Source organism: Streptomyces sp. NPDC048383 (assembly GCF_040651775.1).
Taxonomy (GTDB): domain Bacteria; phylum Actinomycetota; class Actinomycetes; order Streptomycetales; family Streptomycetaceae; genus Streptomyces.
Map to the genome: position 1 here is coordinate 45,420 of NZ_JBEZKS010000002.1, position 15,418 is coordinate 60,837.

The 15,418-nt window shown below is 75.6% G+C and carries 6 protein-coding genes; 3 read left to right on the plus strand and 3 right to left on the minus strand.

Features of this window, described 5'->3' with window-relative positions; all coding sequences use genetic code 11:
• Positions 1–338 precede the first annotated feature (338 nt).
• Entirely contained in the window at positions 339–1,085 is a 747-nt protein-coding gene (locus AB0D46_RS03070; protein WP_362875510.1) for a hypothetical protein, read from the minus strand.
• 124 nt (positions 1,086–1,209) lie between these two features.
• On the minus strand, positions 1,210–1,584 hold the full coding sequence (locus AB0D46_RS03075) for a hypothetical protein (protein WP_362875511.1): 375 nt from the start codon (positions 1,582–1,584) through the stop codon (positions 1,210–1,212).
• 288 nt (positions 1,585–1,872) lie between these two features.
• On the opposite strand from AB0D46_RS03075, the gene AB0D46_RS03080 reads away from it, so the two are divergent.
• The gene (locus AB0D46_RS03080) at positions 1,873–2,703 is read left to right on the plus strand and encodes an endonuclease/exonuclease/phosphatase family protein (RefSeq protein ID WP_362875671.1); all 831 of its coding nucleotides are present in this window, start codon (positions 1,873–1,875) and stop codon (positions 2,701–2,703) included.
• A 70-nt stretch (positions 2,704–2,773) separates the two neighbouring features.
• Here the strand turns inward: AB0D46_RS03080 and AB0D46_RS03085 are convergent, their stop codons facing one another.
• On the minus strand, positions 2,774–2,986 hold the full coding sequence (locus AB0D46_RS03085) for an I78 family peptidase inhibitor (RefSeq protein WP_362875512.1): 213 nt from the start codon (positions 2,984–2,986) through the stop codon (positions 2,774–2,776).
• Between the two features lie 470 nt (positions 2,987–3,456).
• Between AB0D46_RS03085 and AB0D46_RS03090 the strand changes: the two genes are divergently transcribed.
• Both AB0D46_RS03090 and AB0D46_RS03095 read left to right on the plus strand, forming a co-directional pair.
• Positions 3,457–10,602 carry an SDR family NAD(P)-dependent oxidoreductase gene (locus tag AB0D46_RS03090; protein WP_362875513.1) on the plus strand — a complete coding sequence of 2,382 codons (7,146 nt, stop codon included), beginning with the start codon at positions 3,457–3,459 and terminating at the stop codon, positions 10,600–10,602.
• A 1-nt stretch (position 10,603) separates the two neighbouring features.
• Positions 10,604–15,310, plus strand: a complete 4,707-nt coding sequence (locus AB0D46_RS03095; protein ID WP_362875514.1) for a beta-ketoacyl synthase N-terminal-like domain-containing protein — start codon at positions 10,604–10,606, stop codon at positions 15,308–15,310.
• Positions 15,311–15,418 lie beyond the last annotated feature (108 nt).

The following is a 15,418-nucleotide window of genomic DNA, read 5'->3' on the forward strand; positions in this document are numbered from 1 at the left end:
CGGACCGGTGATTTTGCTGCATCCCGGGGGCCTTGCCGCAAGCCCCCCTGCGCGCTATAACTTGAGAGTGGCAAGGAGTGCGTATCCCCTCCTTGCCTTTGTTGTTGGCCCTCCGGTGGGGAGCCCCCGCCCCGCCCTCGGCCCCGTCAGTACGAGTGGTCGACGGTGACGTCGGCCGCCGAGCGGCGCAGCGCCGCCTCGGCCCCGGCTTCCCGCGCGCGCCGGGCGGCGTCCACCGTGCTGCGCGTGGCACCCGTGTGACTGATGGCCGGACAGACCGCGGGGGCCGTGAGCGGGGAGGCGGCCGGCTCACCAGCCAGTAGCACCGCCGCGCGCGGTCACTTCTTGTCGCAGGTGAAGGTCACCTGTCCGCTCCGCGCGCTCATCTTCTGGTCCGGCAGGTGCAGGGTGACGAAGGTGCTCACCGTCGTGGCGTTCGGCCGGGGCGGCACCTGGACCACGTGCAACAGGGCGTGGCCGGTGGTGGGCGGGGCGAAGTCGACGGAGCCCGGGGAGACCGGGGTGGAGCTGGAGGCGAACGTCCAGTAGTAGCGGACCTTGCCGGTTCCGGTGGCCGTGATCTTGCCGTCGAACTCGGCCGTGGTGCCCTTGGCGCAGTCGATGACGCTTCCGGCCGGCGTCAGGATGACCACCTCGACGTGGGTGACCCGTACGTCCTTCGTGCCGCCGCCCGGTTTCTGCGCCGGCGGTGTGGCGCAGGTGACGCGCTTGGCCTGCTGGGATCCGGCGGCCTTGTAGCTCACGCTGTACGCGCCGTGACGCAGACCCTGCCGGTCCAGTACGCCCTTGCCGTTCACCTTGACCTGCAGGGACGTCTTCGGCCCCTCCACCCGCACCGCCTGGTTCGCGGGGAATCCGCCGAGGTGGAGCTTGTAGGAGGGTGCGCCGCCCGTCCCGCCGTTGCCGTTCGGCAGGAGTTGGCAGGCGGGCGCCACGGGCGCGGCTCTCGGCTGCGCCACCGTGCTGCCCGAAGCCGCCGGGGCGGGGGTGAGGGCGACGGAGGAGGCGAGGAGCGGAGCCGCGAGGAACACGAGGCACCGATACCGGTTGGTCTGCCCGTTCATCGCGTTGTCCTTCGTGGGGAGAGCCCCGAGCGAGGACCTCAGGATATCGGCCGCCGCCCCGGCCGGCAGGCCGCGGGTCGGGGCGGCGGCGGGCCCGCGGGGGCCCGTCGCGTTCCGCTGCCGGTCAGCCGCTGTCCTGGGTCCCGCCCCGCCCGCTGCCGGACCCGAGCTGTTCGACCGTGCTGGTGCCGCTTCCCGGCCGGGACTCCCACGTCCACGTCTCCTCCAGCCGCAGGCGGCCGTCGGGAAGCTCCGTGACGAGGGAGACGCAGTGCCCGGAGGCGGTCGTACCGTCGGTGCGGAGCTGGACGTAACGGAAGTCGATGCCGTCGCCGGCCCGGGTGCCGACCAGGTGGCCCCGCACCACGTCGCCGCCGGCGTACTCGGCCCAGACCTGTCCGTCGCTCTCGTGGTACGCGAACAGGGTCTGCCGGCCGACCTGCCCGGGAGCCTGGTCGGCGGTGGGGGCGAAGGTGAGGCCGTCGAGCGAGCGCGCCATGAAGGGTCCTTGCAGGTAGGTGGGGTCCCGGGAGCCGGGAGGAAGAGGAACGGTTCTGTGAGGAGGACGCGGAACCAGGACGATCGGTTGTATGACGGCGGCTCAGTTCCGGTGCGGGGACCGGAGGGCACGGGAGTACGTGCCCGGCGGCCGTCGCGCGCGTGCGCCTCACCCCCGGGCGGGCACGCGTCGGCGGCGACCCGTCCCCTACCCTCGGCTCACGAGATGCCCGGCACCGGTGACGCCGCGCGCATCCGTGCCGAGGAGGTCGTGGTGAGGGGAACCGGTATGCGGTGGTGGGTCGCGGGCGCCATGGCCGCGGTGTGCGCGGTGCTGCTGGGGCCCAGTGCGCCGAGCAGCGCCCTCGTCGCCGGGCCGCTGCCCGCCCATGCCGCCGAGGACGTCGTACCGCACCGCGTGGTCACGTGGAACATCTGCAACCCGTGCGGTCGGGTGGGGCACAACCTGGGCCGGGCGGCGGAGATCGCCACGTACGCGCCTCAGGTCATCGGCCTGCAGGAGGCGTGCGTGCGTGACGTCGAGAAGATCCGGCAGTACCTGCGGAACTTCCACGGGCTCGACTACCACGTCGAGTACGGCATGGTTCTGCAGAACCGGAACCGTTGCGGGGGATTGCCGTGGAGCCCGGGTGCCTTCGGTCAGGCGATTCTTTCCGCGGCGCCGATGACGGATCACAAGCAAGCGGAATACCCCGACGGCGGCTCCGAGGACCGTGGGTACATGGCGGTCACCACCACCGTGGACGGTCGGTCCGTCCGCGTCTTCAACACCCACCTCGCCCAGCGGCGACAGGAAGCGGTCCGGGCGGACCAGATCGGCGTGCTCGCCGCGGAGGTCGCCCGGTACGACCGCGCGATCGTCCTCGGTGACTTCAACGCCGTGCCGGACGCCCCGGAACTCGGCGGGATGTGGGCGCTCGCCTCGGACGCCGACCTCCGGTGCCACCCGTCGCCGGACCAGGGGTGCGAGCCGACCACCGACTGGCGCAGCAAGTTCGACTACGTCTTCCTGCGGGACGTCACCGCGCAGGCTCAGCGCGTGCACCCCAGCCGGTACTCGGACCACGACATGGTGCACGCCGACCTGGACCTCGACTGAACGGTGACGGAAGGCGACTCGAACCCGACCGGAGCGCGGGCGGCCCTCGGCCGGGCCGGCGTCTGCCCCGTCAGCCCTTCCAGGCGCGCCGCACCCTGCCGTCCTCGACCTCGAAGTTGAGGCGCCCTTCCAGGTACTCCAGGGTCACCAGCGAGCCCGGCGGGAGGAGGCGCAGCGGCGACCAGCCGTTCAGGCGGGCTCGGCGTTCGGCTTCCGCCGATGCGAGGCCGACGTAGCACGCCGGGTCTTCGTCAGGTGTGGCGGGGACAGCGGAGGAGGTCATGGGTCCCTCCTGCCCCGGCTCCCCCCTTCCGATGCCCGCCGGCTCCGGCGGCGCGGCGCCGTGTCGGACGGTGTGCGGTCGGGCCCGGGCCGGCGGGGAACGGTAATCGGACAGGTGTCCGGAACGGCGCCATGCGATCATGCTCGGACGAAAGCCCTACTGACCAGTACTTTCGGCGTCGTGCCCGAGTCGGATGCCCGTTGAATTCACGCCTTTGATTCCTGCTGTCGCATGACACGCGCACCGTCGATTTCCGGAATGGGACGCGTTGCGGGGGCGGGCCCGCGACCTGGAGCCCCCTGCGGATCAGGGCCGCAGCGTTGACCCTTCAGTAACTTGCCGCTACTTTCGCTACGTCCACCGAACTGCCCGAATTCCTGTTGCGGGCGCGCGCGACCCCATGCCTTCCTTCGGCGCTTTCGTTTGACCGAAATTTCCCCCCGGGTAATGCATCGCACATTCGGAGAATTATGACGTCGGCAGAGCACGTCCTGGACCTGGTCATTGGAATGACTCCTTTCGGTGAGCCCGACGCGCGGTTGGCGGCCGCGGTGACGCGCGGCGGGGGGCTCGGCGTGCTGGATCTCGGGAGCGGGGACCGCGCGGCCCGCAAGGAGTGGGGTGACCTGCGCGGGTGGCTGCCCGGCCGGCACGGGGTCCGCGTCGGTCCGCACTGCCGATTACCCCTCGACGCCCTCGCCCGCGACGGCGCGCCGCCCCACACGGTCGTGCTCGGCGTCGGCGCGCCGTGGCGTCCCGAGGCGCTGCCGTCCGGCGTGCGCGTCTTGGCCGAGGTGACCGGCGCGGACGAGGCCCGGGCCGCGCTGGCCGGGGGTGTTCACGGTCTGATCGCGCGCGGCAGCGAGTGCGGGGGCCGCATCGGCGAGCTCGGCACCTTCGTCCTGCTCCAACAGCTGCTCCGGATGGTCGGCCCCGACGGTCCACCGGTCTGGGCCTGTGGCGGCATGGCGCCGGGTACGGCCGCCGCCGCCGTGGTGGGCGGGGCCGCGGGCGTGGTGCTCGACACCCAACTCGCGCTCCTGGCCGAGTCGGCGGTTCCCGAATCCGTCGCCGCCGTGCTGCGGGGGATGGACGGCTCCGAGACCACCGTCCTGGCCGGCCACCGGTTCCTGCACCGCCGCACCCCCGGGTCCCGGACCGTGGACGAACTACCCGACGAACCCGGGCGGTTGGCGGCTCTCCTCGGCGGCCGGGACCCGGACACGCGGCTGCTGCCCGTGGGCCAGGACGGTTTCCTTGCGGCCCGTTTCGCGGACCGTTTCGGCGACGCGGCGGGCGCCGTACGCGCCGTGTCCGAAGCGGTGTCGGCCGCCGTTGAGGGGGACGCCGCGGCGGACGTCCTGCTGCCCGGATCGCCCATGAGCCGGGCCCTGGGCACCCCTCTGCCGATCGCCCAGGGCCCCATGACCCGGGTCAGCGACGGTACGGACTTCGCCCTGGCCGTCGCCGACGGCGGAGCCCTGCCCTTCCTGGCCCTGGCCCTCGCCGGACGCGACCAGGCCCATGCCCTGCTCGCCGAGGCGGGCGCCGCGCTGGCCGGCCGGCCCTGGGGGGTCGGCGTCCTGGGGTTCGCCCCCGAGGAGACCCGTACCGCCCAGTTGGAGGCCGTACGCGCCCACCGGCCCACCCACGTCATCATCGCCGGGGGCCGACCCTCGCAGGCACGGGCGCTGGACGCCGACGGCATCAAGGCCTTCCTCCACGTGCCCTCCCCCGGGCTGCTGCGCCAGTACCTGGAGCAGGGCGCCCGGCGGTTCGTCTTCGAGGGCGCCGAATGCGGCGGCCACGTCGGGCCGCGCAACAGCTTCCCGCTCTGGGAGGCCCAACTCGCCGTGATCGGCGACTGGATGGACCGGAACGGGGCCGGGGAGCAGGGCCAGGGCGATGCGGCGGGTATCGAGGTGTTCCTCGCCGGCGGCGTCCACGACTCCCGCTCGGCGGCCATGGTCGCCGCACTGGCCGCCCCGCTCGCCGCTCGCGGCTGCGCGGTGGGTGTCCTGATGGGCACCGCCTACCTGTTCACCGAGGAAGCCGTCGCCTGCGGGGCCGTACGCCCCCTCTTCCAACGGCAGGTCCTCGCCGCGGAGCGGACCGCGCTGCTGCGCACCGCCCCCGGGCACGCCACCCGGTGCGTGCCCAGCCCGTTCAGCGACGGCTTCCGCGACGTGGAGGCCCGGTTGCGCGCCGAGGGAGTGCCCGGACGCGAGATCTGGGAGCGCCTGGAGCGGCTCAACGTCGGCCGGCTGCGCATCGCCAGCAAGGGCGTCGCACGCGACGCCGACGGGGTCCTGACGCTGGTGGACGAGGAACGCCAGTACGCCGAGGGCATGTTCATGGCCGGTGAGGTGGCGGCGCTGCGCGACACGACCACCACCGTCGCCGCGCTGCACGCCTCCGTCACCGACGGGGCCGCCGCCTTCCTCGGCCGGCGTTCCACCGCACTCCGCGCCGACCGCCCGGCCGGCGCGGAGACCGCCGCCGCCGAGTCCGTACCCGCACCGCTGGACGTGGCGATCGTGGGCATGGCCTGCATGTTCCCGCAGGCGCCGGACCTGGCCGCCTTCTGGGCCCTGGTGCTGGACGGCCGGGACGCCGTCACCGAAGTCCCCCCGGAGCGCTGGGACCCGGCCGTCCACCACTCCCCCGAACCGGGAGCCGCGAGCGCCTCGAAGTGGGGCGGTTTCCTGCCCCGGATCCCCTTCGACCCGCTGCGCTACGGCATCCCGCCGGCCTCGCTGGGCAACATCGAGCCCGTACAGCTCCTGGCCCTCGAATCGGCCCGGCGCGCCCTGGAGGACGCCGGGTACGGTGAGGCGGGCCGGGCCTTCGACCGCACGCGGACGGGTGTCGTCTTCGGCGCCGAGGCGGGCAGCGACCTGTCGAACGCCACCACCCTGCGGGCGGTGCTCCCCTCCTACTACGGACACGTCCCCGCCGAACTCGACGAGCAGTTGCCGCGGTTCACCGAGGACACCTTCCCCGGCATGCTCGCCAACGTCATCTCCGGACGGGTGGCCAACCGCCTCGACCTGCGCGGCGCCAACTACACCGTCGACGCGGCCTGCGCCTCCTCGCTGGCCGCCGTCGACGCCGCCTGCAAGGAACTGGTGCTGGGCACCAGCGACCTGATGCTGTGCGGGGGCGCCGACCTGCACAACGGCATCAACGACTACGCCCTGTTCACCTCCGTGCACGCGCTCTCGCCCACCGGCAGGTCACGTCCGTTCGACGCCGGCGCGGACGGCATCGTCCTCGGGGAGGGCGTCGCCTGCGTGGTCCTCAAGCGGCTCGCGGACGCCGAGCGCGACGGTGACCGGGTGTACGGGGTCATCAAGGGCGTCGGCAGTTCCAGCGACGGCCGCTCGCTCGGGCTGACGGCGCCCCGTCCGGAGGGGCAGCGCGCGGCGCTGGAGCGCGCCTACCGCAACGCGGGGGTCTCGCCCGCGCAGGTCGCCCTGGTGGAGGCGCACGGCACCGGCACCGTGGTGGGCGACCGTACCGAACTGGGCGTGCTCACCGAGGTGTTCGCCGAAGCGGGCGCGGTGAGCGGCGCGTGCGTCCTGGGGTCGGTGAAGTCGCAGATCGGGCACACCAAGTGCGCCGCGGGGCTGGCCGGGCTGATCAAGACCACCCTCGCCCTGCACACCGGTGTCCGGCCGCCCACGCTGCACCTGGAGCGGCCGGTCCCGGGTTGGAAGGAGGGCGGGAGCCCGTTCGTCTTCCACCGGGAGGCGCTGCCGTGGCCCGGCCCGGCCGAGCGGCGGCTCGCGGGGTTGAGCGCCTTCGGCTTCGGCGGCACCAACTTCCACGTCGTGCTCGCCGCGCACGGCGGCGACGGGCCGCCGCCGGTCCACTCACGGGACCTCTGGCCGGCGGAGCTGTTCACCTTCCGGGGCGTCACCGCGGACGGGGCCCGCCGCGCGGTCGCCGAGTTGCTCGACCTCGTCGTCGCCGTCGACGCCGGGACGGCTCCGTGGCGGCTGCGTGACCTGGCCGCCACCGCCTCGCACCGCGCCGTCCGCGCCCAGGGACCCGTACGGGCCGCCTTCGTCGCGCACGACACGGCCGATCTGCGCCGGCGGCTCGGGGCCGCGCTCGACGCCCTCGACGCGCTCGACGACGAGCCGTCCGACGCCCCGGGCGACGTGCCGTCCGACGCGACCGCCGCCCCGGACGCGGCAGGCCTTCCGGTGGGCGCCGCCGGTCGGCCGTCGCCGGAGGTCCACCTCGCGGAGCGGGCGGGCGAGGACCCCGGCCGCACGGCGTTCCTGTTCCCGGGTCAGGGCAGCCAACGCCCCGGCATGTCGGCGCACTTGTTCACCACCTTTCCGGAACTCGGCCGGCTGCTGGACACGGGTGGCGGCGGGCACGTCCCCGCCGCCCTGCACCCGCCGGCCTCGTTCGACGACGCCGGGCGGGAGCGGGCGCGGTTGGCGCTGACCGACACCCGGGCCGCCCAACCGGCCCTCGGCATCGTGGAACTGGCCGTGTACGACGTCCTCGCCCGGGCCGGTGTCCGCCCCGACCTGGCCGCCGGTCACAGCTACGGCGAGCTCGTCGCCCTGTGCGCCGCGGGCGTCATCGACGCCGACGCCCTGCCCGACCTCAGCGCGGCCCGCGCGGCCGCCGTGCTCGGCGCGGCCGGTGACGATCCCGGCGCCATGGCCGCCGTCGCGGCCACACCCGAGGAGATCGAGCGGGTCCTCGGCCCGCGGTTGCCGGAGGGACTCGTCCTCGCGAACCACAACGCCCCTCGGCAGAGCGTCCTTTCGGGCCCCACCGACGCCCTCGACGCGGCGCTGCGGTCGCTGCGCGACGCCGGTCTCGGCGCGAAGCGGTTGCCGGTCGCGTGCGCCTTCCACAGCCCGCTGCTCGCCTCCGCCGGCCCCGCATTCCGCCAGGTGCTCCAGCAACAACCGCTCCATGAGCCGGAGTTCCCGGTCTGGGCGAACCGTACCGCCCGCCCGTACGAGGCCGGCGCCGAGGCCGTGCGCGACGAACTCGCCGCGCAGATCGGCTCCCCGGTGCGCTTCGTGGCACAGATCGAGGCGATGTACGAGGCGGGTGCGCGCACCTTCGTGGAGGTGGGTCCCGGCCGGGTCCTGACCCGACTCGTCGCCGACATCCTCGGCGAGCGCCCGCACCGCGTCGTCGCCTGCGAGCCCCGGCCCGGCAGCGGCCTCCCGGACCTGCTGGAGGCGCTCGCCCGGCTCGCCGTCGCCGGACTGCCGGTGGTCACGGACTGGATGTTCCGGGGCCGGGACGCCGTCGACATCGACCGGACGGCCGCACCGCGCCGGCCCGGCTGGACGGTGGACGGACACCTCGTACGCACCGCCGCCGGCGACACCCTCCCCGGCGCCCTCGCGCCCGCCCGACGAGTCGTGGAGATCCCCGTGACAACGAACCCCGGTCAGCCGGCGCCCGGTACGGCCGACGCCCTCGTCGCCGAGTTCCTCCGGACCAGTCGGGACATGATCGCGGCGCAACGCGACGTGCTGCTCGCCTACTTCGGGACCGCCCCGGAGGCGGGACCCCTGGTGGGCGGGACGGCGCCACAGGCGGTGCAGCACTCGGTGCCGCACGCATCGCCGCAGCTCCCGGCGGCCCCCACGGCGTACGCCGTGCCGGACGCCGGGTCCGTACCGCCGACGCCGGCCGTGGTGGAGGTGGTCCCGGCGGGGGTCGCGGCCGGCTCCGAGGGGTCCGGGGCGCTCACCGAGGAGGGGGTGCTGCGGACGGTGATGGAGCTCATCAGCGAGCGCACGGGCTACCCCCTGGACATGGTGGAGCCCGACCTCGATCTGGAGGCCGACCTCAGTGTCGACTCCATCAAGCGCGCCGAGATCGCCGGTGAGCTGGCCCGGCGCCTGGGCGGCGCTCTCGACGGGTCCGCCGCGCTCGCCTTGGACGACGCGGAGTTGGAGGAACTGACCCGCGCCCGGACCGCCTCGGCGATCGCGCACTGGTTGGTCACCCGGGTCGTCGCCCCCTCCGACGTCGCGGCGACGGCGGCACCGGCGACGCCGGCGCCGGAACCGCCGACGCCGGAGCCGGAGCCGGTACCGGCGTCTCACGAGGCGCCGACGGCGGCCGGGCCGCTCCTGGTCGCCGCCCCCCGCCGGTTCCGGATGCTGCCGGTCCCGCTGCCCGAGCCGGCGCCCGGGCCAGGACGGGCCGCGCTCGCCGGAGCACGGTACGCCCTCGTCGGCGACGGCACCGGCGCCTTCCGCGGGCTGGCGGCGGACCTGTCCGCCCGGCTGGCCGCGCTCGGCGCCGAGCCGGTGGTGCTCGCGGCCGAGCAGGTTCCGGACGAAGCGAACGGGCCGGTGGACGGCGTCGTCGTGCTGGCGGCCCTCGGGGAGGACGGCGCACCGTTCCTGCCGGCCGCTTTCCCGCTGGTGCGGGACCTCCTGCGCGGCGGACCCCGCCGGCTGCTCCTCGCCCACGCGGTGCCCGGGATCCGGGCCGCCGGGGTGGACGGCCTGGTGCGCTCCGCGGCCCGGGAATACCCGGCCGTGGGCGTGCGCGGCGTCGGGTTGGACCTGGGCGCCGCCGCGTCACCGGCCGGCGCGGCGGACGCGCTGGTGGCCGAACTCCTCGCGGACGACGCCGCGCCCGTGGTGCTGCGCACCGTGACCGGCCGGTTCACGACGGAGCTGACCGCCGCGCCGCTGGGCGCCCTGGGCAGCACGGGAGCGGGGCCGGCCGGGGAGGGCGCGGCCGAGGTGGCGGCCCTGGGTCTGGACCGGGAGAGCGTCGTGGTCCTCGTCGGCGGTGCCCGGGGGATCACCGCGCGGTGTGCGGTCGCCCTCGCGACCGCCTCCCGGTGCCGGATCGAGCTCCTCGGCCGCACTCCGGCGCCTGAGGGGCCCGAGGATCCGCAGACCGCCGGCGCCGCCGACCGGGCGGCCCTGCGGGCCGTGCTCGCGGGCACGGGCCGCTACGGCGCTCCCGCCGAGGTCGACCGCGCCGCCGACCTGGTCCTGGCCCGGCGCGAGGTGACGGCGACGTTGGACGCGCTGCACGCGGCGGGTGGTCGGGCCCGCTACCGCAGGGTGGACTGCCGGGAGGCGCCCGCCGTGCTGCAGGCGGTCAAGGAGATCCACGCCGAGTACGGGCGCGTCGACGGGGTGGTGCACGCCGCCGGGGTCATCGAGGACCGGTTGATGGAGGAGAAGTCCGTCGCCTCGTTCGAGCGGGTCTTCGGCACCAAGACCGAGAGCGCCGCGGCGCTGCTCGCCGCCGTGGACCAGTTGCCCGGGCGGCCCGCGTTCGTGGTGCTGTTCGGCAGTATCGCCGCCGTCCTCGGAAACCGGGGTCAGGCGGACTACGCGGCGGCCAACGACGCGTTGGAGGCGCTCGGTTCCGCCTGGGCCGCACGGACCGGGGGCCGCGCGCTGACCGTCCACTGGGGGCCGTGGGCTCCGTCCGAGGACCACACCGGCATGGTCGGCCCCGAGTTGGCGCGGCACTACGCGCAGCGCGGGATCGCGCTCATCGACCCCGAGGAAGGCGCCCTGGCCCTGCTGCGGGAGCTCGCCTGGGGCGAGGAGAGCGTCCGCGCGGTCGTCCACACCGCCTCGGAGTGGTGAGATGACCCTCCCTTCCCACGAGGGCGCCGCCCACGCCCCCGTCGCGATCACGGGCATGGCGGTGATGTTGCCGGGTGCGCCCGACCTGGCGACGTACTGGCACAACCTGAGGGCCGGCGTCGACGTGATCGGTGAGGTACCCGCGGGGCGTTGGGACCGCGACTACTACCACCCGGGCAGCGCTTCGGAGCCTGCCGCGGCCGACCGGGTGTACTGCCGGCGCGGCGGCTTCGTCGACGCCGTCGCGGAGGTGGACGTGACCCGGTTCGGGATCGTGCCGCATTCGGTGCCCGGTACCGAACCGGACCAGCTGATCGCCCTGCACGTCGCGGCGAGCGCCCTCGCGGACGCGGGCGGCGCGCGGCGGCTGCCCGACCGCGACCGGGTCGGGATCGTGCTGGGGCGCGGCGGCTACCTCACGCCGGGGTTGGTCCGGCTCGACCAGCGCGTCCGTACGGCGCGCCAGCTCGTCCGGACCCTCGGGGACCTCGTGCCGGGTCTGGACGCGGATCAACTGGAGCGCGTCCGGGCGGCGTTCACCGAGCGGCTCGGGCCCGATCGGCCGGAGGACGCGATCGGTCTGGTGCCCAACCTCGCCGCGTCCCGGGTCGCGAACCGGCTCGATCTGCGCGGCCCGGCGTACACCCTCGACGCCGCGTGCGCCTCGTCGCTGCTCGCGGTGGACCAGGCGGTGTCCGCGCTGGCTTCGGGACGCTGCGACGTGATGTTGGCCGGGGGCGTGCACCACTGCCACGACATCACGTTGTGGAGCGTCTTCTCACAGTTGCGCGCCCTCTCCCCCAGCGAGCGCATCCGGCCCTTCCACCGGGGCGCCGACGGCATCCTCATCGGTGAGGGGACCGGCGTGGTGGTGCTCAAGCGCCTCGCCGACGCCGAGCGCGACGGCGACCGGGTGTACGCCGTGATCCGGGGCACCGGGGTCAGCAGCGACGGCCGTGCGTCCGGGTTGGTCAATCCCGATCCCGCCGGGCAGAGCCGGGCGGTGCGGGCCGCGTGGCGGGCGGCGGGCCTCGATCCCGCCGAGCCCGGGTCCCTCGGGCTGTTGGAGGCCCACGGCACGGCCACTCCGGCCGGTGACGCAGCCGAACTGGCGACCCTACTGGACGTGTTCGGGCCGGCGCCGGCGTCCGGGGCGGGTCCGGCGGACCGGCCGGTGATCGGCTCGGTGAAGTCGATGATCGGGCACGCCATGCCCGCGGCCGGGGTGGCCGGCCTGGTGAAGGCCGCCCTCGCCGTCCACCACGGCACGCTGTTGCCCACCCTGCACTGCGAGGACCCGCACCCGGCGCTGGCCGCCACCCGGTTCCGTCCGCTGGCCGAGGCGGAGCCCTGGACGAGCGGGCCCGGCCGGCCGCGCCGCGCCGCCGTGAACGCGTTCGGGTTCGGGGGCATCAACGCGCACGTCGTCCTCGAACAGGCCCCCGTCGGTCGCGACCACCCCTCCCGCGCGGCCGCGTCCCGGCCCGCCCCGGCGACTCGCCGGGTGGTGGTCGAGGAGAGCGAACGGGTGCTGCTGCTGGGCGCGCGGACGCCGGAGGCGCTCGCCGCCCTGTTGGACGCCCCCGACCCGGTTTCGTCGCCGGGCGTCGGCGGGCCCGTACGGCTGGGCATCGTCGGTCCCACGCCCAAGCGGCTCGCGCTGGCCCGGCGGGTGGTCGCCAAGGGCGAGGCGTGGCAGGGGCGCAGCGATGTCTTCTTCAGCCCGCGTCCGCTCCTGGGCGGCGCGCGGGGGGGCCGGACCGCGTTCCTGTTCCCGGGGCTGGAAGGGGAGTTCGCGCCCCGGGTGGACGACGTCGCCGACCACTTCGGGCTGCCCCGGCCGCCGCTCCCCGACGAGGGGACCGGCGGGCTCGGCCGGCACGGGCTCGGTGTCGTGGCCGTCGGCCGGTTGCTCGACACGGCCCTGCGCCGCATCGGCGTCGTCCCCGACGCGGTCGCCGGGCACAGCGTCGGCGAATGGACCGCGATGGTCGTCGGCGGACTGTACGAGGAGGCGGCCGTGGACGCCTTCATGGCGGCCCTCGACCCGGAGGCGGTGCGGGCCGCCGACCTCGCGTACGCCGCCGTGGGCGCCCACGCCGACCGGGTGGCCCGGGTGCTGGCCGGCGGCGGGCACCCGTCCGTCGTCCTCTCCCACGACAACGCTCCGAACCAGTCGATGGTGTGCGGGCCTCCGGAGGCCGTGGAGGCGTTCGCGATCGGACTGCGTGCCGAGGGGGTGCTCGTGCGCGTACTGCCGTTCCGGTCCGGTTTCCACACCCCGATGTTCGAACCGTGCCTGGCGCCGTTCCGGGAGGCCGCCGACCGGATGCGGCTGCGGGCCCCGCACGTCCCCGTCTGGTCGGGGACCACGGCGGCCCCCTTCCCCTCCGAGGAGGCCGCCGTCCGCGCCCTGTTCGTCCGGCACCTCCTCGAACCGGTGCGTTTCCGCGCGCTGACGGAGGCCCTGTACGCGGCCGGTTTCCGCGCCTTCGTGCAGGCCGGTCCGGGGCAGCTCGGCTCCCTCGTGGGTGACACCCTGGCCGGGCGCGACCACTTGGTCGTCGCCGCCAACTCCCCGCACCGCAGCGGCCTGGCGCAGCTCCGGCGGGTGGCCACCGCGCTGTGGACCGCCGGGGCGGAGACCGACCCCCGGGTGTTGGACGGGCCCGGGGGCGGGCTCGACGACGGTACGGGACGGCTGTCGGTGCCGGCCGGCTCCGCGCCCTCGGGCGGGCCGGCCCGGCGGGGCGTCCGTCTCGACCTGGGCGCGGCGCTGGTGGACCTGCCGCCCGATCCCGCGCTCGTGGCGGCACTGACCCGTGATCCGGTCGCCGTCCTCGGGTCGGCCGCGTCCGCCTCACCGGTGGCGGCCGAACTGTCGGCCCTGCTGGACGAGACCGCGCGGACGGCCGCGACCCTGATCGCCGCCGCGGCGGGGCGGGCTCCCGCGCCGCGCCGCCCGCCGGCGCCGCGACCCACCGGCTCGGCGGGCCCCGCACCCCGACGCGCGGTGGCCGCGGACCCACCGCCGCCGCGGGCCGCGGAGGCGCGGGCCGCGGAGGCGCGCGTCCGGCAGGAGACCGTCCGGATCGGCGTGGACGGCATGCCGTACCTGCTCGACCACTGCTTCTTCCCGCAGCGCGCAGGCTGGCCCGACGTCGCCGACCGGTGGCCCGTGGTGCCCGCCACCACGATCGTCGCCCACCTGATGGCGGCGGCCGAGCGCTCGGCGCCGGGGCACGTGGCGGTGGCGGTGCACGACGCCTGCTTCGACCGCTGGCTGACGGCCGCCGACCCCGTCGACGTCCCCGTCACCGTGACCCCGCGGGGTCCGGACCGGGTCGCCGTGTCGTTCGGCCCCGACGCCCGCGCCGTGGTGGAGCTCGCCGAGCGCCACGCCCCGGCACCCGCCGCGCCGCTGCCTCCCGACCCCGGCTCCGAGCGGGTGCCCGCGCACACCGCCGCGCAGGTCTACCGCGAGCGGTGGATGTTCCACGGCCCGGCGTACCGGGGCATGAGCCGGCTGTCCGCGATCGGCGACCGGCACGTGCGCGCCACGTTGACCACCCCGTCGGCGCCCGGCGCGCTGCTGGACAACGTGGGGCAGGTCCTCGGCTACTGGATCATGGCCACGCACACCGAGCGCACCGTGGTCTTCCCGGTACGGATGCGGGAGATGCGCTTCTTCGGCCCGCACCCGGCCCCCGGCACACCGGTGGAGTGCGTGATCCGGATCGTGTCCCTGACGGACGCGGTGCTCGAAGCGGACGCGGTGCTCACCGTCTCCGGCCGGGTGTGGGCCCGGCTCTCCGGCTGGCAGGACCGCCGCTTCGACAACGATCCCACCACCCGACCGGTCGAACGGTTCCCGGACCGCAACACCCTCTCCGCCGCGAGGCCCGGCGGCTGGTCGCTGGTGTACGAACGCTGGCCGGACCTCGCCTCCCGGGAGCTGATCATGCGCAACGCGCTGGGCGGCCCGGAACGCACGACGTACGCGCGGCGGCCGCCCCGGGGTCGTCGGCAGTGGCTGCTGGGCCGGATCGCCGCCAAGGACGCGGTGCGCCGACTGCTCTGGGAGGGTGGCGAGGGGCCCGTCTACCCCGCCGAGTTGCTCGTCCGCAACGAGGAGTCGGGTCGGCCGTACGTCACCGGGCGCCACGGCCGGGAGCTTCCGCCGCTGGACGTGTCGATCGCGCACCGCGCCGAGGCGGGCGTCGCCCTCGCCCGGCCCCGGGCGGGCGGCGCCGGGCCCCGCGACGGTGACGTCCGGGGTGGCCCCGGCATCGACATCGAGGAGATCTCCGCGCCCGCCGAGGCGACCGTCGCCACCGCGCTCTCGTCGGCCGAACGGGAGCTGTTGGCGACCGTGACCGCCGGCGGCGAGGACTCACCGGCCGTGTGGTTCACCCGGTTCTGGGCCGCGAAGGAGGCCGTCGCCAAGGCCGAGGGCACCGGCCTGGCCGGCCGGCCCCGCGATTTCGCGGTGACGGCCGCGCGGGCGGACCGGCTGACCGTGACCGTGCGCCGACCGGGCCCACCGGCCGGACCGCCCGCGCCCGCCCGGACGTACGGGGTGAGTTGCGAGCGGGTCGCGAACCCACCCGGGTTGCCGACCCGGGCGTACGTCGTGGCCTGGACCACCGGCCCGGAACCGGACCAGCCGGCGGCGGGCACCATCCGCAACGAAGGGAACCAGACGTGACCACCACCCGGCCCGGCGCCCCCGCGCCCGTCGACCCCGCGCCCGCCGACCCCTGGCCCGCCGACGGCGTGCGCGCCGATTCCCCGCCCGTGCCCGTGGTCCCCTCGC

Excerpts from the sequence above, each read along its gene's own strand:
- AB0D46_RS03070 (WP_362875510.1), bottom strand. The coding sequence starts at position 1,085 with ATGAACGGGCAGACCAACCGGTATCGGTGCCTCGTGTTCCTCGCGGCT.
- AB0D46_RS03075 (WP_362875511.1), bottom strand. The coding sequence starts at position 1,584 with ATGGCGCGCTCGCTCGACGGCCTCACCTTCGCCCCCACCGCCGACCAG.
- AB0D46_RS03080 (WP_362875671.1), top strand. The coding sequence starts at position 1,873 with ATGCGGTGGTGGGTCGCGGGCGCCATGGCCGCGGTGTGCGCGGTGCTG.
- AB0D46_RS03085 (WP_362875512.1), bottom strand. The coding sequence starts at position 2,986 with ATGACCTCCTCCGCTGTCCCCGCCACACCTGACGAAGACCCGGCGTGC.
- AB0D46_RS03090 (WP_362875513.1), top strand. The coding sequence starts at position 3,457 with ATGACGTCGGCAGAGCACGTCCTGGACCTGGTCATTGGAATGACTCCT.
- AB0D46_RS03095 (WP_362875514.1), top strand. The coding sequence starts at position 10,604 with ATGACCCTCCCTTCCCACGAGGGCGCCGCCCACGCCCCCGTCGCGATC.